Origin of the sequence: Loktanella sp. 3ANDIMAR09 (assembly GCF_001420005.1) — a bacterium.
Lineage (GTDB): Bacteria > Pseudomonadota > Alphaproteobacteria > Rhodobacterales > Rhodobacteraceae > Loktanella.
This window is the reverse complement of record NZ_LJAK01000006.1, coordinates 38,208-57,504: the sequence shown is the minus strand read 5'-3', so window position 1 is coordinate 57,504 and position 19,297 is coordinate 38,208. Positions and strand designations below refer to the sequence as shown.

General features: G+C 64.8%; 20 protein-coding genes. 13 read left to right on the top strand and 7 right to left on the bottom strand.

Going from position 1 to position 19,297, the window contains the following annotated elements; genetic code table 11:
* Positions 1–31 precede the first annotated feature (31 nt).
* From AN189_RS10470 to AN189_RS10455, 4 genes are all read left to right on the top strand, one after another.
* On the top strand, positions 32–865 hold the full coding sequence (locus AN189_RS10470; RefSeq protein ID WP_367379436.1) for a GNAT family N-acetyltransferase: 834 nt from the start codon (positions 32–34) through the stop codon (positions 863–865).
* Positions 849–1,364, top strand: a complete 516-nt coding sequence (locus tag AN189_RS10465; protein ID WP_056035226.1) for a hypothetical protein — start codon at positions 849–851, stop codon at positions 1,362–1,364. The genes AN189_RS10470 and AN189_RS10465 overlap by 17 nt, the downstream gene beginning before the upstream one ends.
* A gap of 58 nt (positions 1,365–1,422) precedes the next feature.
* Positions 1,423–2,793, top strand: a complete 1,371-nt coding sequence (locus AN189_RS10460) for a glutamate--cysteine ligase (RefSeq protein WP_056035729.1) — start codon at positions 1,423–1,425, stop codon at positions 2,791–2,793.
* A gap of 101 nt (positions 2,794–2,894) precedes the next feature.
* Positions 2,895–3,113, top strand: a complete 219-nt coding sequence (locus tag AN189_RS10455) for a hypothetical protein (RefSeq protein ID WP_056035223.1) — start codon at positions 2,895–2,897, stop codon at positions 3,111–3,113.
* A gap of 45 nt (positions 3,114–3,158) precedes the next feature.
* On the opposite strand, the gene plsY is transcribed toward AN189_RS10455, so the two are convergent.
* From plsY to AN189_RS10430, 5 genes are all read right to left on the bottom strand, one after another.
* On the bottom strand, positions 3,159–3,767 hold the full coding sequence (plsY, locus tag AN189_RS10450) for a glycerol-3-phosphate 1-O-acyltransferase PlsY (RefSeq protein ID WP_056035221.1): 609 nt from the start codon (positions 3,765–3,767) through the stop codon (positions 3,159–3,161).
* Positions 3,760–5,040 carry a dihydroorotase gene (pyrC, locus tag AN189_RS10445; protein ID WP_056035218.1) on the bottom strand — a complete coding sequence of 427 codons (1,281 nt, stop codon included), beginning with the start codon at positions 5,038–5,040 and terminating at the stop codon, positions 3,760–3,762. The genes plsY and pyrC overlap by 8 nt, the downstream gene beginning before the upstream one ends.
* A gap of 88 nt (positions 5,041–5,128) precedes the next feature.
* Positions 5,129–5,650: a hypothetical protein gene (locus tag AN189_RS10440; RefSeq protein WP_056035215.1), complete on the bottom strand. Its 522-nt coding sequence runs from the start codon at positions 5,648–5,650 to the stop codon at positions 5,129–5,131.
* Positions 5,651–5,726: 76 nt separating this feature from the next.
* Complete coding sequence (locus AN189_RS19370) at positions 5,727–5,903, bottom strand: hypothetical protein (RefSeq protein ID WP_056035213.1); 177 nt, start codon at positions 5,901–5,903, stop codon at positions 5,727–5,729.
* Positions 5,904–5,948: 45 nt separating this feature from the next.
* Positions 5,949–6,890 carry an aspartate carbamoyltransferase catalytic subunit gene (locus AN189_RS10430; protein ID WP_056035210.1) on the bottom strand — a complete coding sequence of 314 codons (942 nt, stop codon included), beginning with the start codon at positions 6,888–6,890 and terminating at the stop codon, positions 5,949–5,951.
* A gap of 155 nt (positions 6,891–7,045) precedes the next feature.
* Here AN189_RS10430 and AN189_RS10425 point away from each other — a divergent pair, with 155 nt between their 5' ends.
* The 4 genes from AN189_RS10425 (at position 7,046) to AN189_RS10410 (ending at position 13,296) form a co-directional block, all read left to right on the top strand.
* On the top strand, positions 7,046–7,834 hold the full coding sequence (locus AN189_RS10425) for a uracil-DNA glycosylase (RefSeq protein ID WP_056035727.1): 789 nt from the start codon (positions 7,046–7,048) through the stop codon (positions 7,832–7,834).
* The gene (gene moaB / locus AN189_RS10420) at positions 7,831–8,373 is read left to right on the top strand and encodes a molybdenum cofactor biosynthesis protein B (protein ID WP_056035207.1); all 543 of its coding nucleotides are present in this window, start codon (positions 7,831–7,833) and stop codon (positions 8,371–8,373) included. The genes AN189_RS10425 and moaB overlap by 4 nt, the downstream gene beginning before the upstream one ends.
* An 82-nt stretch (positions 8,374–8,455) precedes the next feature.
* Entirely contained in the window at positions 8,456–9,907 is a 1,452-nt protein-coding gene (locus tag AN189_RS10415; RefSeq protein ID WP_056035205.1) for an efflux RND transporter periplasmic adaptor subunit, read from the top strand.
* Complete coding sequence (locus AN189_RS10410) at positions 9,907–13,296, top strand: efflux RND transporter permease subunit (RefSeq protein WP_056035202.1); 3,390 nt, start codon at positions 9,907–9,909, stop codon at positions 13,294–13,296. Before AN189_RS10415 ends, AN189_RS10410 begins: the two co-directional genes overlap by 1 nt.
* On the opposite strand, the gene AN189_RS10405 is transcribed toward AN189_RS10410, so the two are convergent.
* Positions 13,293–14,048, bottom strand: coding sequence for a protein-disulfide reductase DsbD domain-containing protein (locus AN189_RS10405; protein ID WP_056035199.1), 756 nt, complete (start codon positions 14,046–14,048; stop codon positions 13,293–13,295). The genes AN189_RS10410 and AN189_RS10405 overlap by 4 nt on opposite strands.
* Before the next feature lie 106 nt (positions 14,049–14,154).
* On the opposite strand from AN189_RS10405, the gene AN189_RS10400 reads away from it, so the two are divergent.
* Together AN189_RS10400 and AN189_RS10395 are read left to right on the top strand one after the other, a co-directional pair.
* Positions 14,155–14,721, top strand: a complete 567-nt coding sequence (locus AN189_RS10400; protein WP_056035196.1) for a YqgE/AlgH family protein — start codon at positions 14,155–14,157, stop codon at positions 14,719–14,721.
* Positions 14,722–14,745: 24 nt separating this feature from the next.
* The gene (locus tag AN189_RS10395) at positions 14,746–16,659 is read left to right on the top strand and encodes a cation:proton antiporter (RefSeq protein WP_083484354.1); all 1,914 of its coding nucleotides are present in this window, start codon (positions 14,746–14,748) and stop codon (positions 16,657–16,659) included.
* Positions 16,660–16,733: 74 nt separating this feature from the next.
* Here AN189_RS10395 and AN189_RS10390 read toward each other — a convergent pair whose 3' ends face one another.
* Positions 16,734–17,327 (bottom strand): TlpA disulfide reductase family protein, encoded by a 594-nt coding sequence (locus AN189_RS10390; protein WP_253279600.1) that lies wholly within the window; start codon positions 17,325–17,327, stop codon positions 16,734–16,736.
* A 19-nt stretch (positions 17,328–17,346) separates the two neighbouring features.
* Between AN189_RS10390 and argH the strand changes: the two genes are divergently transcribed.
* From argH to AN189_RS10375, 3 genes are read left to right on the top strand one after another with little or no spacing between them, the layout of a single operon-like run.
* The gene (gene argH, locus AN189_RS10385) at positions 17,347–18,735 is read left to right on the top strand and encodes an argininosuccinate lyase (protein ID WP_056035190.1); all 1,389 of its coding nucleotides are present in this window, start codon (positions 17,347–17,349) and stop codon (positions 18,733–18,735) included.
* Entirely contained in the window at positions 18,714–18,929 is a 216-nt protein-coding gene (locus AN189_RS10380) for a hypothetical protein (protein WP_056035178.1), read from the top strand. The genes argH and AN189_RS10380 overlap by 22 nt, the downstream gene beginning before the upstream one ends.
* Before the next feature lie 22 nt (positions 18,930–18,951).
* Positions 18,952–19,269 (top strand): DUF2834 domain-containing protein, encoded by a 318-nt coding sequence (locus AN189_RS10375; protein ID WP_056035724.1) that lies wholly within the window; start codon positions 18,952–18,954, stop codon positions 19,267–19,269.
* Positions 19,270–19,297 lie beyond the last annotated feature (28 nt).

Sequence of the window (19,297 nt, the reverse complement as noted above, 5' to 3'; positions counted from 1 at the left end):
AGAAGAAGGGCGAGGTGGTACCTTGCGTCGTGTGACGCCCGATCTGCTGGGCGCCGTGACTGGTGTCATGGCCGCGCGTGCCCATCTGGCGATGTTTCCGCTGTCCAACCTCGACCGGTTCGGGCTGGACGGTGTGGATGATCTGGCGGTGTCGCTGTGGTGGGACGGGGCATCCGTGGTCGGTGTGACACGGTCAGGCATGGTGTTGCCCTTTGGCGACCCGGCGGCGGCACCAAAGATGGCGGCAGCCATAGCGGAGCGTGATCTGGTCGGTGTGATCGGCGAACGGCGGGTGGCGCGCGCGCTGCTGGTGGCTGCGGGTCTGGACGGTGTTGCTGCGACGCTTGACCGGGATGAGCCGCAGTTCCTACTGGACCTCGCGGCGCTGGTTGTGCCGCCGGGGCAGGGTCAGCTTGTGCCGGTTGCGGATGTGGACCAGTCGCTGCTGACAGGGTGGATCGTGGCCTACACCATCGAAGCCCTGAACGCGGACCCGGTCCGTGCGCAGGCACAGGCCGAAAGCAGCCTCAAAAGGTATATCGCGGCGCGATCGCACCATGTGCTGTGTGTGGATGGAGCGCCCGTCGCAATGACCGGCGTGAATGCGAGGGTAGGCGACATGGTGCAGGTCGGTGGCGTCTACGTGCCGCCAGCGCTGCGCGGTCAGGGCTACGCGGGCTGCGCCGTGGCAATGGACCTTGCCCGCCTGCGCGACGGCGGCATGCGACGGGCGACGCTGTTTGCCTCTGGTCCTGCCGCCGCGCGGGCCTACCGGGGCATCGGGTTCACGGCTGTCGGGGATTGGACCCTGTCGCTGTTTGATGGGCCGCAACGTAGAGGGCCGGGCCATGGCACAGTTCATTAGGCCGCAGGCCCGTGCTGCGCTCTGGCGTTGGCGCGAGGTGTTTGCGGCACTGGGGCTCGTTCTTTTGGGCCTGTGGTGGGCGCAGAGTTTCGGCGTGGTCCGTTGGTTGGGCTGGGCATTGGTTCTGATTGGGGTGGCACTGGCCCTGGCGGGTGTGCAGCGCGCGCGGTTTCGTCAGGACGGTCAGGGGCCGGGCATTGTCGCACTGGACGAGGGCCGTCTGGTCTACATGGGGCCACTGACCGGAGGGGCCATGGATGTGGCTGACCTGATCCGGCTGGAACTGGAGCCGCAGGCGCTGCCGGCCCCGCATTGGATCCTGACGGGCGCAGGGGGGCAGCGGCTTGAAATCCCCGTGAATGCGGAAGGGTCAGAGCAGTTGTTCGACGTCTTTGCCGCCCTGCCGGGGATCAAGACGCAGGCGATGCTGGATGTGCTGGCACGCACACCGGATGCGCGTATTGTCGTTTGGCAGGCGCGCCGTCCTCTCTTGCATTGACGAAGGGTGTGGGTCACTCCAATTAGTGACCAAATTGTTCCAAGCGAAGGCGCCCGACATGTCTATTCCTCAATCCGGTGGCGGGCCCATCGAAAACCACGATCAACTGGCCGAGATGCTGGAAAAGGGCTGCAAGCCCAAGGACGCTTGGCGCATCGGGACCGAGCACGAGAAATTCGGCTATGACACCGCGACGCATATGCCGCTGCCCTATGACGGGGACTGCGGAATCAAGGCGATGCTGGAGGGCCTTGAAGGGCGGTTCGGCTGGGACCGCGTCGAAGAGGGTGGCCACATCATCGGGTTGACCAAGGATGGCGCGAACATCTCGCTTGAACCTGGTGGGCAGTTGGAACTGTCGGGCGCACCATTGGAAACCATCCACCAGACCTGTGACGAGGTGAACGACCACCTGGCACAGGTCAAAGAGATTGCGGATGAGATCGGCGCGGGGTTCATCGGTCTGGGTGCGGCACCGGAATGGACGCATGACCAGATGCCGCTGATGCCCAAGGGGCGTTACAAGCTGATGGATGCCTACATGGACAAGGTCGGCACCCACGGCAAACAGATGATGCGGCGGACCTGCACGGTGCAGGTGAACCTCGATTTCAGCACCGAGGCCGACATGGTGCAAAAGATGCGGACGGCTGTGGCGCTTCAGCCCGTGGCGACCGCCTTGTTCGCCAATTCGCCGTTCTTCGAAGGCCAGCCCAACGGTCACAAATCATGGCGCAGCCGGGTCTGGCGCGGGCTGGACGACAGTCGCACGGGCACGCTGCCATTCATCTTTGACGACGGTTTCGGGTTCGAGGCCTGGGTGCAGTGGGTGCTGGATGTGCCGATGTATTTTGTCTACCGCGACGGCAAATATATCGACGCACTGGGCCAGTCGTTCCGCGATTTCCTGCGCGGCGAATTGCCTGCGCTGCCAGGGGAAAAGCCGTTGTTGTCCGACTGGGCCGACCATCTGACAACGGTGTTCCCGGAGGCGCGGGTCAAGCAGTTCATCGAAATGCGTGGCGCGGACGGTGGGCCCTGGCGGCGTCTGTGCGCCTTGCCTGCGTTCTGGGTTGGCATGATGTACGACCAGACAGCACTCGATGCGGCCTGGGACCTGTGCAAGGACTGGACCGCCGAACAGCGCGAGGCGCTGCGGGTTGCCGCATCGGTCGACGGGTTGCAGGCAAAGGTCGACGGTATCGACATGCACAGCCTTGCGCGCGAATGTGTGGCGATTGCAGAGGCGGGCCTGAAGGCACGCGCGCGCCCAGGCAGCGGCGGGTTGATCCCGGACGAGACCCATTTCCTGAACGCGCTCAAGGACAGTGTTGAAACAGGCATGGTTCCCGCTGACGAACTGTTGGCGCAATACCACGGGCCGTGGAACGAAAAGCTGGACCCGATTTACAGCGCCTATGCCTACTGATGCGCCTTTGCGCATAGCGCGGCTGACACAGCGCGTTTGAAAACTGAATTCAGCGGCGCGGGGCACATGTTTCGCGCCGTTTTTCGTGTCAGGGTTTGGGTATGATCTTTGGCTCTTTTATCAGACGCGCGGCGTTTCCGGTCATTCTGGCCGGACCGGTATTCATCGGTCTGCCGCCGGGGGCGGGGATCGCGGCGGCGGGCGGTGCGCTGGTCGGCCTCGCGCTGGTGTTGCCGCTGGCGATTGCGCTGCGCGTGCTGCCGTTGCGAAGCCTCTTTGGCTGGCCTTTGATGCTGTTGCGCGTGGTGTTGCGGCGATAGGGGCACGCGCGCGGCGCAGGGTCTTCGGGCAGGGCTGGGCGCGCTTTAGCCCTTTGAACCGATCCGGGGTTCCGAGCCATCGCGCAGGCGCGCGATGTTGGCGCGGTGCCGCCAGAAAATCAGCGCCGCCAGCACAAAGGCCAGGACAAAGAACTGTCCAGCGCCCAGCGCCAGCAAAACCAGCGGTGTGACGGCAGCGGACACGAGTGCTGCGAGCGACGAAATCCTGGCCAGCTTTGCCGTGCCGGCCCAGACGGCGCAGGCGATCAGGCCCGCGATGGGGGCCAGAATCAGGATCAGGCCGAGGAATGTCGCGACCCCCTTGCCGCCCCTGAAGCCCAGCCAGACCGGGTAGCAATGCCCGACAAAGGCCATCAGCGCAGCGAGCTGCACGGCGTCGGGACCTGCGAACGCGCGCGCGAGAATCACGGCGACGACGCCTTTGAGCGCGTCACCGATCAGGGTGATGGCGGCGGCCTTTTTATTGCCGGTGCGCAGCACGTTGGTGGCCCCGATATTGCCTGACCCGATATCGCGCAGATTGCCCAGACCCATGGCACGGGCGGCGATCACGCCGGTGGGGATCGACCCCAGCAGATAGCCGATCACGGCCCAGAGGATGAGAACGCCCAAGGGGCTGACGAATTCAGGCATCGACGCCTCCAAATATGCGGGTGCCGTCGACCCATGTGCCCAGCACGCGGCCCTGTAGGCGCGCGCCGTCAAAGGGCGTGTTTTTCGATTTCGACAGCAGCGTGCTGCGGTCCAGCTGGAAAGGCATGTGCGGGTCGAACAGGATCAGGTCGGCGGGTGCACCGATGCGCAACCGGCCTGCGTCCAGTCCCAGACGGCGGGCAGGGTTCAGCGACATGGCGCGGAACAGGCGCGGCAGGCTGATCTGATCCTCGTGCACCAAACGCAGGGCGGCGGGCAGCAGGGTTTCCAGACCGACGGCACCGGATGCGGCATCCTCGAACGGCAGGCGCTTGGATTCCTCGTCCTGTGGGGTGTGCATGGAGCTGATGATGTCGATCAAACCCTCGGCCAACGCGGCGATCACGGCGCGGCGATCATCCTCGGACCGCAGGGGCGGTTTGAGTTTGAAGAACGTCCGGTAGTCGGCCACGTCCAGGTCGTTCAGGGTCAGGTGGTGGATGCTGACGCCTGCGGTGATGTCCAAACCGTTGCGTTTGGCCCGTTCCAGCGCGGGCAGGGCGCGCGCGGTGGTGATCTGGTCGGCGTGGTATTTCGCACCGGTCATTTCCAGCAATGCGATGTCGCGGTCCAGCGCCATGCGTTCGGCCATGGGTGACACGCCGGACAATCCGCGCAGCGAGGCGAATTTGCCCGAGGTGACAGAGGCCCCGTCCGACAGCACCGGATCCTGCACATGACCGATGACAAGCGCATCGAGGCTGGCCGCATAGGTCAGGGCACGGGCATAGACCTTGGTATTCGTGACGACACGGTCGCAATCGGAAAACGCGACCGCACCACCGTCCAGCAGCAACCCGATTTCGGTCATTTCCTGGCCCATGCGGCCCTTGGTCAGGGCGGCCATCGGCAGGACGTGCACCTGCGCGTCGGCGGCGGCGCGGCGTGCGACGAATTCCAGCGTTTCCGGCGTGTCGATGGCAGGCAGCGTGTCGGGGCGGGTGACAATTGTGGTGACACCACCGGCCGCTGCGGCCCGCCCGGCAGAGCGAAAGGATTCCTTGTGCCGTTCGCCCGGTTCCGAAACCTTGACCCCGATGTCGATGATGCCGGGGGCAAGGCAGGCACCGCCTGCGTCGATGACCTGCGCGTCCTTGGGGGCGGCACCGTCGATGGCGATGATCAGCCCGTCACGAATTGTCAGGCTGCCGGTTTCCTCTGTCAGGGCGACAGGATCGATCAGCGTTGCGTTGGTGAAATGGGTCAGGGTCATGGGGGCCGGTCCTGTCTGTTCGCCGCAGGTTTAGGGACCGGGATGGGGAGGGTCAATCATTGCTGGCGTCCGCAGACGGGCCTGATCGTCAGCTGGCGACCCAGATCATCACCGCCACCAGCGCGAACAGCACCAGCAGTGCCAGCGTCGCCACACGGCCCGACATGGCGGCGTTGGACGGCGGGGCCTTGCCCGGCGGGATCGCACCGGTGGCACCGGCGCTGGCAATCGGCGATACGGGCGGGCGCAGGCGTGCGGGTTCACCCAATGTCGTGACATGGCGGACCCCGGGTGCCGGGTTGAGTGTGACCTTTTGCCCCCATGATGCGCGGGACATCACCAGAATGACCGGACCGGAGATATCGCGCAGTGCTGCGTCATCGGCCAGGTCGGACGGCACGTCATAGCCCTGATGCAGGTAGTCCAGCAGCGACAGACCTGCGAGGTTGCGGGTATCAATGACGTCCACGAAATCGAGGTTCAGCGCATCCGTCCCAAGTGCCTTTGCAATGGCGGCGGGGTCCGCCTCGAGCAGGGCAGGGTCGGCTGGCGGGGTGACCGCGAAAATGCGGATCTGGCCGTGGTCGTCGTCGGGAATTGTCAGTGTCATGTCAGCCTGCGTATTGCGCGTGTCTGGGGGTAACCGCAGGGGGCGGCACCGGTTCCGCCTGTGGCATGGCGCCGGGCTATTTTTTGTCGCGGGCCGCGCGTTCCTCGCGGGTGGGTTTGTTGTTCCAGGTGTTGTTGCTCAGCCCCAGTTCGGCCGGCAGCGGTTTGGTCTTACCCTTGCTGACCTTGCCGCCCTTGTTCAGGAATTCCTGGATCAACGCATCATCGGTGGTTTGTTTTGGCACATGTTTCATGGGGGCAGGCTAGACGCTCTCGCCCCCGCTGGCCAGCCCCGTGCGTCAGGCGGCCCGCGCGGCGCGCAGGTTCTGCGCCAACAGGTCCATCGCGGCCATGCGCACGGCGACGCCCATTTCGACCTGGGTCTGGATCACGCTGCGGTTGATGTCGTCGGCAATCGTGCCGTCGATTTCCACACCGCGGTTCATCGGGCCGGGGTGCATGACGATGGCATCGGGTTTGGCATGCCCCAGTTTTTCCGCATCCAGCCCGTAGCGGTGGAAATATTCGCGTTCGGACGGGATAAAGCCACCGTCCATCCGTTCCTTTTGCAGGCGGAGCATCATCACGACGTCGACCCCCTCGAGACCCTTGCGCATGTCGGTGAACACCTCGGCCCCGAAATCCGCGATGCCCGTGGGCATCAGTGTGGGCGGGGCGATCAGGCGGATGCGGTTTTCCATCTTGCCCAGCAGCATGATGTTGGACCGGGCGACACGGCTGTGCGCGATATCGCCGCAGATCGCGATGGACAGGCGGTGCAGACGCCCCTTGGCCCGGCGGATCGTCAGCGCGTCCAGCAGCGCCTGCGTCGGGTGTTCGTGGCGGCCATCGCCTGCGTTCAGAACGGCGCAATTCACCTTTTGCGCCAGCAGGTCCACCGCCCCCGAGGACGGGTGGCGCACCACCAGCAGGTCGGGATGCATGGCATTCAGGGTCAGGGCCGTGTCGATCAGGGTTTCGCCCTTTTTCACGGAGGATGTCTGCATCGACATGTTCATCACATCGGCACCCAGCTTTTTCCCGGCCATCTCGAAACTGGCCTGTGTGCGGGTGGAGTTTTCAAAGAACATGTTGATCTGGGTCAGACCCGCCAGCCTGTCGCGCGGCACGGTGCCGGCGCGGTTCGCCTCGGCGTAGGTGTCGGCAAGGTCGAGCAGCGTCGTGATCTCGGTCGGGTGAAGGTGTTCGATGCCAAGCAGGTGACGGGCGCGGAATGTCATCGGGATCCTCCGGGTGTGATGGCGGCGTTATAGTGCGGGCCGGGCAGGGGGGCCAGCCCCCGTCCGTGCCGGACTCCCCCGGGATATTTCGAAAACAGCGATTGCCCTTGCTGGGGGTCTGCCCATTTGGCGGCAGGCGGCCTATGGTTGCGCGGATGGAATCGGTGGATACATATTGGTCGGATCTGGCGCTGCTGGATTGGCAGGTCGAGCTGGGGGCTGTGGATGCCGTAGGCGACGTGCCTGTCGACCGCTATGCGCTGGAGGCGAAATCACCCAAGCGCCAGCCCGCACCGGCACCCAAGGGACCGCCGCCTGTGGCACGGGTCGCGGATCTGGACCCCGTTGCGCTGGCGCGCGATGCGGCACAGGCCGCGGCCGATCTGCCGGCGCTGGCCGCGGCCCAACAGGCGTTCGAGCTGTGCGAACTGAAGCGGGGGGCGCGCAATTTCGTCTTTGCGGACGGACATGCGGGGGCACGGGTGATGATTGTCGGCGAGGCGCCGGGACGGCTTGAGGACCGCGAGGGGCGGCCCTTTGTCGGTGAGGCGGGCCAGCTGTTGGACCGGATGCTGGCAGCGATCGGGCTGGATCGCGGGGCCACGGACCCAGGCCGCGCTGTCTATATCACCAACGTGCTGCCGTGGCGGCCGCCTGGCAATGCCACGCCCGGGGCTGATGATGTCGCGATGATGGTGCCGTTCCTGGAACGGCATATCGCGCTGGCGAACCCTGACCTGATCGTGCTGATGGGCAATACGCCCTGCGGTGCGCTTCTGGGGCGGCAGGGGATCACGCGGTTGCGCGGGGCCTGGGCCGAGGTGCTGGGTCGTCCGGCCTTGCCCATGTTTCATCCCGCCTATCTGTTGCGCAACACGATCGCCAAGCGTGAGGCATGGGCCGATCTGCTTGCGCTGAAATCCAGACTAAAGGACCCTGCATGAGCCGCATCGACGACACCCGCGATTTCATCCCCGTTCGGATTGCCGTGCTGACGGTCAGTGACACGCGCGGCCAGCAGGACGACCGGTCAGGCGATACGCTGGTGGACCGGCTGACCCAGGCGGGGCACATGCTGGTTGCACGGACCATCCTGCGGGATGATCGTGCCGCGATTGCGGATCAGTTGCGCGACTGGTGTGCCGATGCGGGCATTGACGTCATCATTTCCACCGGTGGGACGGGGCTGACCGGGCGCGATGTTACGGTCGAGGCGCATCGCGACGTCTATGAAAAGGAAATCGACGCCTTTGGCACGGTGTTCACCCATGTCAGCATGGCCAAGATCGGCACGTCGGCCGTGCAGTCGCGCGCCACTGGGGGCGTGGCGCAGGGCACCTATCTGTTCGCCTTGCCCGGCTCGCCCGGTGCATGCCGCGATGCCTGGGATGAAATTCTGTGCAAACAGCTGGATTACCGTCACCGGCCCTGCAATTTCGTGGAAATCATGCCCCGGTTGGACGAACATCAAAGGCGCAAGTGATCCGCACGGCCTTGTGACGTCATGTCGCTGGCCTTGGGGTCAAACTGGTCTAAGTTCGAACGCTGAAGCAAAGGGATGATGCATGCGTTTTCTGAGGCGGAGTCTGACGGGTCTGTTCCTGCTGGCGGCAACCCTTGCCCTGCTGGTGGTGGCGGGAAACACGGTGCGCGGCGCAATCGTGGCCCGCATGAACGAAGAGCCGCGCAGTTTCCCCCAACGTGAACGGGTGTTTGCCGTGAACGTCACGCAGGTGACCGCAGGCACGATCGCGCCGGAACTGCGGACTTTTGGCGAATTGCGCAGCAGGCGCAGCTTGCAAGTGCGGGCCGCCGCAGGCGGGACCGTGCTGGAGGTTTCCGACGCCCTGGTCGATGGGGGCCGGGTTGCTGCAGGCGACGTTTTGCTGCGGATCGACCCTGCGACGGCACAGGCGGCCCGCGACCGGGTTGCCGCTGGATTGCGCGACGCCGAGGCCGAGGTGCGTGACGCGGACCGGGGGCTGACATTGGCGCAGGACGAACTGGTCGCAGCCGAACGTCAGGTCGCTTTGCGTCAGACAGCATTGGACCGTGCGCGCGACCTCGCGACACGGGGGATCGGCACACAGCAAGCGGTCGAAGAGGCCGAGCTTACCTTATCAAGCGCACAAAGCACGGTTTTGACCCGCAGGCAGGCGCTGGCCAATGCCGAAGCGCGCATCGACGCCTCGCGGACCGCGCTGGACCGGGCCGAGATCGACCTGGCCGAGGCCGAACGGACGCTGGTCGACACGACGGTGACTGCACCCTTTGCCGGTGTTCTTGCGGATGTGGCGATCACACCGGGCGCGCGTGTGACGGCAAACGAACAGGTGGCGACCTTGCTGGACCCTGATTTGCTGGACGTGTCGTTTCGCGTGTCGACCGAACAATATGCGCGCCTGCTGGACGGGTCCGGTCGCGTGACAGGATTGCCCGTGCAGGTGACGCTGGATGCGCAGGGCATGCCCGTCACCGCACGCGGACAGGTGGACCGTGTGGGCGGCGCGGTCGGCGAAGGTCAGACGGGCCGTCTGCTGTTCGCGGCACTGGATGCGGGCCGGGCGTTTCGTCCCGGCGATTTCGTCACGGTCAGCGTGACCGAACCGGAACTGACGGATGTGGCGCTGGTCCCGGCGACAGCCGTGGCCGCCGACGGCACCGTTCTGGTGGTCAATGGCGAAGACCGGTTGGACAGTGCACAGACCGAAATCCTGCGCCGTCAGGGGGATGATGTGATCATTGCCGCCGCAGGGCTGGACGGTGCGCGGATCGTCTCCGAACGCTCGCCCTTGCTGGGGGCGGGGATCGGTGTGCGACCGTTGTCGCCCGATGGCACGATGCCCGAACCCGATCCGCCGATCGCACTGGATGACGACCGTCGCGCGCGCCTCAAGGATTATGTTGAAACCAGCCAGATGCCCGACGCGGTGAAAACACGGATCCTGGCCCAGCTGGACGCGCCAGAGGTTGACGCCGAAACGGTCGCGAACCTTGAACGCCGGATGGGCAGCTGATGGCTGCGGGGGGCGACAGGCTGACGGCCGGGGCAGGTGGTATCCTGTCCTATTTCGTGCGGCATCGGACCATCGCCAACCTGCTGCTATTCGTGATGATCGGGGCGGGCCTGCTGGCCTGGCCGAATATGCGCGCACAGTATTTCCCCGATGTTGTGGCCGGCGGCATTGATGTGACGGTGACATGGGACGGTGCGGGTGCCGAGGCCGTGGACGAGGGTATCGTGCAGGTGCTTGGCCCCGCGCTGCTGGCGGTCGAAGGGGTCGAGGCCTCTGAATCCTCTTCCAGCGAGGGGCGCGCCCGGATCGAACTGGAATTCATGCCGGGCACGGATATCGATCGCGCGGCCGAGGATGTGCAGGCGGCCATCGATTCGGCGACCAACCTGCCGGAGGATGCCGACGACCCCGAGATCCGCCGTGGTGGCTGGTCGGACCGCGTGACCGACGTGGTCATCACCGGGCCGGTCAGCGTCGATCAGCTGGGACGTTTTGCCGATGAAATGGTCATCCGCCTGTTCGAAGAGGGCGTGACGCAGGCCACCGTGCGCGGGATCGCTGCACCTTCGACCATCGTCGAGGTGCCGCAGATCAGCCTGATCGAATACGACATCGGCCTTGCGGATATCGCCGCACGCATCAACGAAGAGGCGACCGGCAGTCCGGCGGGCGATGTATCGGGGTCTGCCCGCGTGCGCACGGGTGTCGCAAAACGGACCGCCGATGAAATCTCAGCCATTGCACTGCGGTCGAACCCTGACGGATCGACCCTGACGGTGGGCGACGTGGCGACCGTCAGGGTCGAAGGTGCCGACCGCAGCCGCGCCTATTTCGTCGGTGAAAACCCGGCGGTGCTGATCAGTGTGGTCCGTTCCGCCGCCGGGGACGCCATCGGATTGCAGGAAAGCGTCGAAGAGGTTGCAGCGGAACTGGCCGCGACATTGCCCGCGGGCACAACGATCGATCTGGTGAACGGCCGGGCCGAACAGATCACAGGCCGTCTGAACCTGTTGTTCGAAAACGGTCTGATGGGGCTGGCGCTGGTCGTGGTCCTCTTGTTCCTGTTCTTGAATGCGCGCACCGCCTTTTGGGTGGCGATGGGCATTCCTGCCGCCATGCTGGCAGCCATCGGTTTGATGTATCTGACCGGGGTCACCATCAACATGATCAGCCTCTTTGCGCTGATCCTGACGCTGGGCATTGTCGTGGACGACGCCATCGTGGTGGGTGAACACGCTGATTACCGCGCGCGCGAGCTGGGGGAGGAGCCCAAGGTTGCGGCCGAAAACGCGGCCCGGCGCATGTTCAGCCCGGTGTTTTCCGCCACCCTGACGACGGTCATCGCGTTTTTCGGGCTTGTTGTGGTCGGGGGGCGTTTCGGTGACCTGATCGCGGATATTCCGTTCACCGTGATCGTGGTGCTGCTGGCGTCCCTCGTGGAATGTTTCCTGATCCTGCCGCATCACCTGAGCCATTCGATCGGTCCGGGCAACGGGCAGGCCTGGTATGATGCGCCATCGCGTTTCGTGAACCGCGGCTTTCGCTGGTTCAGCGAACGCCTGTTCCGGCCATTCATGGCGCTGGTGATCCGGGCGCGTTATCCCGTGTTTGCCGGGGTCGTGCTGATCCTTGCGACGCAGGTGACGCTGTTCATTCAGGGCGACGTGCGCTGGCAGTTCTTTTCCTCGCCCGAACAGGGTGAGGTGACGGGAAATTTTGCGATGCTGCCCGGTGCGACCCGGTCCGACACGATGGAGATGATGCGCGAGATGCAGCGCGCCGTGGATGCGACCGCGCGGGCGTTCGAGCAGGAAACCGGCATCTATGCCACGACCTATGTGGTGTCCGAGATCGGTGGCAACGCGGGCCGGGGCATTTCGGGGGCCGATGAAAAGGACCCCGATCAGCTGGGCGCGGTCAGCATCACCTTGATCGACGCGGACCTGCGGCCCTACAGCTCTTCTGATTTCGTGACGCGCCTGCAGGATGAGGTCGTGCAGCATCCGCTGGCGGAAACCGTCAGTTTCCGCCGCTGGGGTGGCGGCCCGGGCGGTGACAGTCTGGATGTGCAGATGTTCGGGGCCGATGCGATCACGCTGAAACAGGCGGCAGAGGCACTGAAATCGGAACTGGCGCAATTCCCCGAAATCAGCGGGCTCGAGGATACCTTGCCCTACGACAAGGAAGAACTGTCGCTGGAACTGACCGCGCAGGGGCAGGCGCTGGGGCTGAATATCGACGCCCTTGGGCGCACGCTGCGCGACCGGCTGGGTGGGATCGAGGCGGCAAGCTTTCCCGATGGAACCCGGTCGGCCACGATCCGCGTGGAACTGCCAGAAGGTGAGCTGGAGGCCGATTTCCTGGAACTGACGCTGGTGCGCACCGACACCGGCGACTACGTGCCGCTGGCGGATGTGGTCAGCGTGACCAGCCGCACCGGTTTTTCGACCGTTCAGCGCGAAAACGGCATTCCGCTGTTGTCTGTCGTCGGTGACCTGTCGGACGACAACCCTGATCGCGCAGCCGAGATCAACCAGATCATCAACGATACGATCCTGCCCGATATCGAGGAACGCTTCGGCATCGAAACGCAATTGTCGGGCCTGTCCCAGCAAGAGGCGGATTTCCTGAGTGATGCGCGCAATGCGTTGATCCTCGTGCTGGCGGGAATTTTCCTGAGCCTTGCGTGGATTTTCGGGAGCTGGACGCGCCCGCTGGTCGTGATGGCGATCATTCCATTCGGTCTGATCGGGACAATCTACGGGCACAACGCCTGGGGCATCCCGATGAGCCTGTTCACCGTGGTCGGGATGATCGGGATGGTTGGCATCATCATCAACGATTCCATCGTGCTGGTGACGACAATCGACGAATACGCAAAGGACCGCGGGCTGGTGCCTGCGATCATCGACGGCGCGGTAAACCGGCTGCGGCCCGTGTTGCTGACCACGCTGACAACGGTGCTGGGTCTGTCGCCGCTGCTGTACGAGGGATCGGTGCAGGCCGAATTCTTGAAACCCACCGTGGTCACGCTGGTATATGGTCTGGGGTTCGGCATGGTGCTGGTGCTGATCGTGGTGCCGTCGCTGATGGCGATGCAGGCCGATTTCCACCGCCAGATCATGGCCGCGCGCCGGGCGTTGCGCGGGCGGCGCATGGCGATGTGGTTGCCCGTGGGCCTGGGCGCATTGCTGGCGCTGGGGCTGTTTGCAGCATTGGTCGCCCCGTTGCTACTGTTCGGTCAGGGGTGGGCTGCAGTGACGGCACTCATGCCTGCCTTGGGCAACCTTGGTGCAGCGCTGGGCGCATACCTTGTGCTGCTGGCTGTCGCATTGCTGGCGGTCTATGCGGTCGGGCTGGTTGCCACGGGCCTGCGGCGCAGGGTCTAGCCTGCCGCGCAACCCATCACGTCAACGGCACGGTCCGACCCCAGCACGGTGAACCGCAGCTTGCTGCGATCCAGTGCAAAGGCCTGACCGTCGCGCACCAGCCGTGCCGTAGCCGTCAGACTGTCACCGGCGCGGGTCACTTGCGGTTCCGACACCCAGACCTGTGGATCGGCGGTTTCGATCACCACGGCCTCTTGGGTGCCGGTGGGCGGCAGGTGCAATGTCGCGGTCAGGGTCAGCCCGTCATCGGCCTGCGTCAGGCGGCAGGTGGCATGGCCACCGGGTTGCGGCTGATCCAGCAGGGCCGCGATGATCGCGGGTGCCGGCGCACCGGCAGGGCCAAGTGGGGCATCGAAACGCAGGCTGACAGGCACGCAGATATCAAGGCATACGCCGATTTCCAGCGTTCCGGTCAGATGGTCGGTTCCGGCAGGCACCTCGATCGGCAGGACAAGGCTTTCGGAATAACCGACCGACCGCATGCCATTCTGGTGAAACACGATCGGCGTCGGCCAGTGCAGTTGCGCATCCGGCATGTCTTGGAGCGACAAAAGCGGCGGAATGCCCGCGTCGCCCGGTGCCCGCCAGTAGGTTTTCCAGCCCGCAGGCAGCGTCACCCGCAGGGCCGTCATGCGGGTGCCTTGTGCAGTGGCATGGCCTGGCAGGACGGACAGTGCGACATCAACGGGTTGCGCCTGTGCGGACAACGCGGACAGGCAGACGGACAGCGCGAGGGCGGACAAGGTTTTCATGCCACATCAATGCCCCGGACCATGTGTCATGGAAAAGGCATGAAAGAAGACCTCTCTCAACCGTGACCGTCTTGCACAGTTGCGGGCAGGGGCGCATCATCGTCCGATGGACATCTTTGACAATCTGTGCGGCAAGTTGCTGATCGCGATGCCCGACATGGGCGATCCCCGGTTTTCGGGGTCCGTGATCTATCTTTGCGATCATTCCGACGAGGGGGCGATGGGGTTGATCGTGAACAAGCCCATTCCGCAACTGCGCCTCAAGGCCTTGCTGGAACAGATGTCAATTCCGACAAGCGCCGATGCGCGCGACATGGCGGTGCATTTCGGCGGCCCGGTGGAAAAACAGCGCGGATTCGTCCTGCATGACGGGGCATACCGCAGCGGTGACAACACGGTCCCGGTGACCGATGACGTCTGCATGACAGGCACCCGCGATGTGCTGGAAGCACTCGCCCAGGGTCAGGGTCCGACCTCTTGTCTGATGGCGCTGGGCTATGCGGGCTGGTCGCCGGGTCAGCTGGAATCCGAAATCACGCAGAACGCCTGGTTGATCGGCGAGGCCACGCCGCAACTGCTGTTCGGTCGCGCGCATGAACACAAATGGACGGGTGCGCTCAGGGCGATTGGCATTGATCCGCTGCTGTTGTCGGCGGCGGGTGGTCATGCCTGAGACCACAAACCCAAGGAGCCACCGATGACCGATGTGCTGATGCTTGCCTTTGTGTTCCTCGTGGCGGGGGTTGCTTCGGTGCCGATCGCGACGCGGTTCGGTCTGGGGTCCGTGCTGGGCTATCTGATCGCCGGAGTGCTGATCAGCCCCTTGCTGGGGTTGATGGCCGTCGATGTGGAATCGATCCAGCATTTTGCCGAATTCGGGATCGTGATGATGCTGTTTCTGGTTGGGCTCGAGCTTGACCCGGCCAAGCTGTGGGACATGCGCGCGCGCCTGCTGGGGTTGGGCGGCGGGCAGGTGGTGCTGACCATGCTGGCCGTGACCGGGGTCGCGATGGCATTGGGGCAGACCTGGCAGGTTGGTCTGGCCATCGGTGCGGTGCTGGCGTTGTCATCCACCGCCATCGTGCTGCAAACGCTGAACGAAAAGGGTCTGATGCGCAGCGACGGCGGCCAGTCAATGTTTTCGGTGCTGCTGATGCAGGACATTGCGGTGATCCCGATGCTGGCGCTGCTGCCCTTGCTGGCCACGGGGATCGGGGCAGAGCAGGCGGCCGATGCGACCCATGATCTGAGCCTCGTTGCGGGGCTGCCGGGCTGGCAGACGGCATTGGTCAACGCGCTGGCGGTGATCGCGGTGATCGTGGTGGGCTATACGCTGACCGGCCCGGTCTTTCGGTTCATCGCCAAGGCGGACATGCGCGAATTGTTCGTCGCCGCGGCCTTGATGATGGTCGTGGGGATCGCGCTGTTGATGACGCTGGTCGGGCTGTCGCCTGCGCTGGGCACCTTTATCGCGGGTGTGGTGCTGGCGGGCAGCGATTGGCGCCACGAGCTGGAGGCCGATATCGATCCGTTCCGGGGGCTGTTGCTGGGCCTGTTCTTTATGACCGTGGGCGCTGGCATTAACTTTGCCCTGCTGGCGGATCAGGCGGTGGTCGTGATTGCACTGACGTTGGGGTTGCTGCTGCTGAAAGGTGCCGTGCTTTGGGTGCTGGCGCTGGCGTTCCGTCTGGAACGTACGGACCGCTGGCTGTTTGCGCTGGGATTGGCGCAGGCGGGCGAATTCGGGTTCGTCCTGCTGTCATTCGTCACCGCTGGCCGTATTTTGCCGCAGGACATCGCGGACACGCTGTTGCTGGTGGTCACCCTGTCGATGCTGCTGACGCCTGCGCTGTTCATCCTGTACGAACGGGTGATCCTGCCGCGCGCGGATCAGCAGCTGCGCGCGGCGGATACCGTGGACGAGGCCCCGCAGGTCATCATTGCCGGACACGGGCGGTTCGGGGGGGTGGTCAAACGCATCCTGGAGGGTGGCGGCATCCATCCGGTTGTGATCGACTACAGCGCGCGGCAACTGGACATGCTGCGCGTCTTTGGGATGCGGGCCTATTTCGGGGATGCCAGCCGCCCCGAGATGCTGGAGGCCGCAGGTATTCGCGACGCACGGATGCTGGTGGTGGCCATCGACGACCGCGACAGTGCCACGCGGATCGTGGCGCATGTCCACGAAAACTATCCTCATGTGCATATCGTCGCCCGCGCGCGCGACCGGCATCATGTCTATGAATTATACGCCGCCGGATGCCGTGACATCATCCGCGAGACCTTCGACAGCGCCGTGCGCACGGGGCGGTCGGCGCTGGTTGCGATGGGCACTGCGCCGGATGTCGCCGACCGGATGACCAGCGGCTATGTCGACGACGACCGCGCGCTGTTGATCGCGATGGCCCCGGTGTTCCAGCAGGTCGCGGGTAACCCGATGGACCCGGCATATGTCGAAAAGGCCCGCGCATTGCGCGCGTTGCAGGATCAGATCTTTGCCGAGGGCGGGGCGAGTTTCGGTCAGTTGAAATCCCGCATGGCGGCGCGGGGTGACGATGTGGACGAAATCGTGCGCACCACGGGCATGGCGCTGCAACCGCGCGACGAATAACTGCCGCGCGGGCAGGTCAGTGCGGGCGCCTCCGGCGGGAGTATTTGGGGCAAGATGATGCGGGCGCGCGGTGTTCAGTCGGCAGCAAGGGCGCGGATGATATTTTGCGCGCTGTCGCTGGACCAGTCAGCCTCGCCCAGCAGGCGGGCGATTTCCTGCCCCTGTGCGTCCACGATGATGGTCGCCGGCAGGCCCAGCACGCCAAAGGCGCGTGCCATGGATTGATTGGCGTCCGTCGCCTTTGGCAGATTGGTCACGCCGATTTCGGTGAAAAACCGGTCGATGCCTGCCGGGTCGTTGCGCCCGGTGGCGACGGTCAGAACCGCGGCCTCGTCCCCCAGGGCTGTCTGGAGGGCGGACAGATGCGGCATTTCCACCCGGCAGGGCGCGCACCAGGTGGCCCAGAAATTCACCACGACTGGTTTGCCTTTATAATCGGACAGGCTGGCCTGCGTGCCGTCTTCGGCCAAAAAGGCGACATCGGGCAGCGGGACGGGGCCGGACCACGTCAGTTTGCGCATGTCGCCGTCCGCGAGGTCCTGCAGTGCGAGGGTGTCCACGGGGGAGGGGGCAGGGGTGGGCGTCAGAACGCCGGAGCCGACGGTCAGCACTGCGATTGCAAGGCAGGCAGCGCCCGTATAGATCAGCGTTGAAGTTTTCAAAGCCAAGGGGCGGCTCCTTTTTGTTATGACCGATCACGCGAACACCATGTGGGGCGGCCGCTTTGCCGCCGGACCCGATGCGATCATGGAGGCGATCAATGCCTCTATCGGCTTTGACCGTCGCCTGGCGCAACAGGATATCGCGGGCAGCCGCGCGCACGCAGCGATGCTGGCCGCGACCGGCATTATCACAGATAGCGACGCCGACGAAATTCGCAAAGGGCTGCTGACGGTCTTGTCAGAAATCGAGGGCGGAACGTTTCCGTTTTCCGCCGCCCTTGAGGATATCCACATGAATGTGGAGGCGCGGCTGAAAGAGATCGTGGGCGAGGCGGCTGGCCGTTTGCACACAGCCCGGTCGCGCAACGATCAGGTGGCTGTCGATTTCCGCCTGTGGGTGCGCGACCAATGCGACGCAGCCGATGCCGCGCTGGCCGCCGTGCAAAAGGCGCTGCTGGGTCAAGCAGAGGCGGGGGCCGATTGGGTCATGCCGGGGTTCACCCATCTGCAAGTCGCACAGCCCGTCACTTGGGGTCATCACATGCTGGCCTATGTGGAAATGCTGGGCCGTGACCGGTCACGGTTTGCCGATGCGCGCAAGCGGATGAACCTGTCGCCGCTGGGGGCCGCCGCGCTGGCGGGCACCTCGTTCCCGATTGATCGTGAGATGACCGCCGCGGCGCTGGGCTTTGACGGGCCGATGGCCAACAGTCTGGATGCGGTATCGGACCGCGATTTCGCGCTGGAATTCCTGTCGGCAGCCAGCATCTGCGCCATGCACCTCAGCCGTCTGGCAGAGGAGCTGGTGATCTGGTCCTCGGCGCAGTTCCGGTTCGTCAAGATGTCGGACAAGTGGTCCACCGGGTCCAGCATCATGCCGCAAAAGCGCAACCCCGATGCCGCTGAGCTGATCCGCGCCAAGATCGGCCGGATTTTCGGCGCGAATGTCGCGCTGATGACGGTGATGAAGGGCCTGCCGCTGACCTATTCAAAGGACATGCAGGAGGACAAGGAACAGGTGTTCGACGCCGCCGACAACCTGATGCTGGCACTCGCCGCGATGGCTGGCATGGTGGCGGATATGTCGGCCAATCGTGACGCGCTGCGGGCCGCTGCGGCGACCGGGTTCAGCACGGCGACGGACCTGGCGGACTGGTTGGTGCGCGAGTTGGGTCTGCCGTTCCGCGAGGCGCATCACGTCACCGGATCGCTGGTCGCCATGGCAGAGGACGCGGGCTGCGATCTGCCTGACCTGACGCTTGCGCAGATGCATTCCGTGCATGAGGGCATCCGTCAGGACGTGTTCGACGTGCTGGGGGTCGAAAATTCGGTCGCGTCGCGCACAAGTGTTGGGGGCACCTCACCGGTGCGTGTCAGAGAGGCGATTGCGCAATGGCAAAAGCAGTTGGGCTGATTGCGGCGCTGGCCCTGATGGGCTGCGGTGTGCAGGGCGATCCCGTCGCGCCGCAGGCGGCGCAGACCGCAGGCGACGGGCCAGTGGTCGCAGCGCCGCCGGTGGTGCTGGCGGATGGCGTGGGGCGCGTGACCTTGGGGCCGGGCGGTCTACGTCTGGGCGCAGCGGGTATCCCCGCCACCTTGTCACACTAAAAGGGTCTGCATCATGAAGGACATGTCACCGCTGCGCTGGGTCTGGGCCGCACTCGCCGTTTGGGGGGCCGTGCATCCGATGTATTGGTTCGTGTCCTGGTTCCGGGCCGAGGGCTGGTCGCTGGGGGCGATGATCGACGCCTGGTATGTGAACGATGCCACGACAGGCCTGACCTGGGATCTGACGATTGCGGCCGTGACCCTGACGATCTGGGTGCTGGCCGAGGTGGCTGTGCGGCGCAACTGGGTGGCCCTTCTGGCGATCCCGGCTACGTTCTGCATCGGTGTCAGCTGCGGTTTGCCGCTGTATCTGTTCCTGCGCGCCAAACCGATCCGCTGACGTCGTCCGGCGCTGTTCGCGCCTGCGG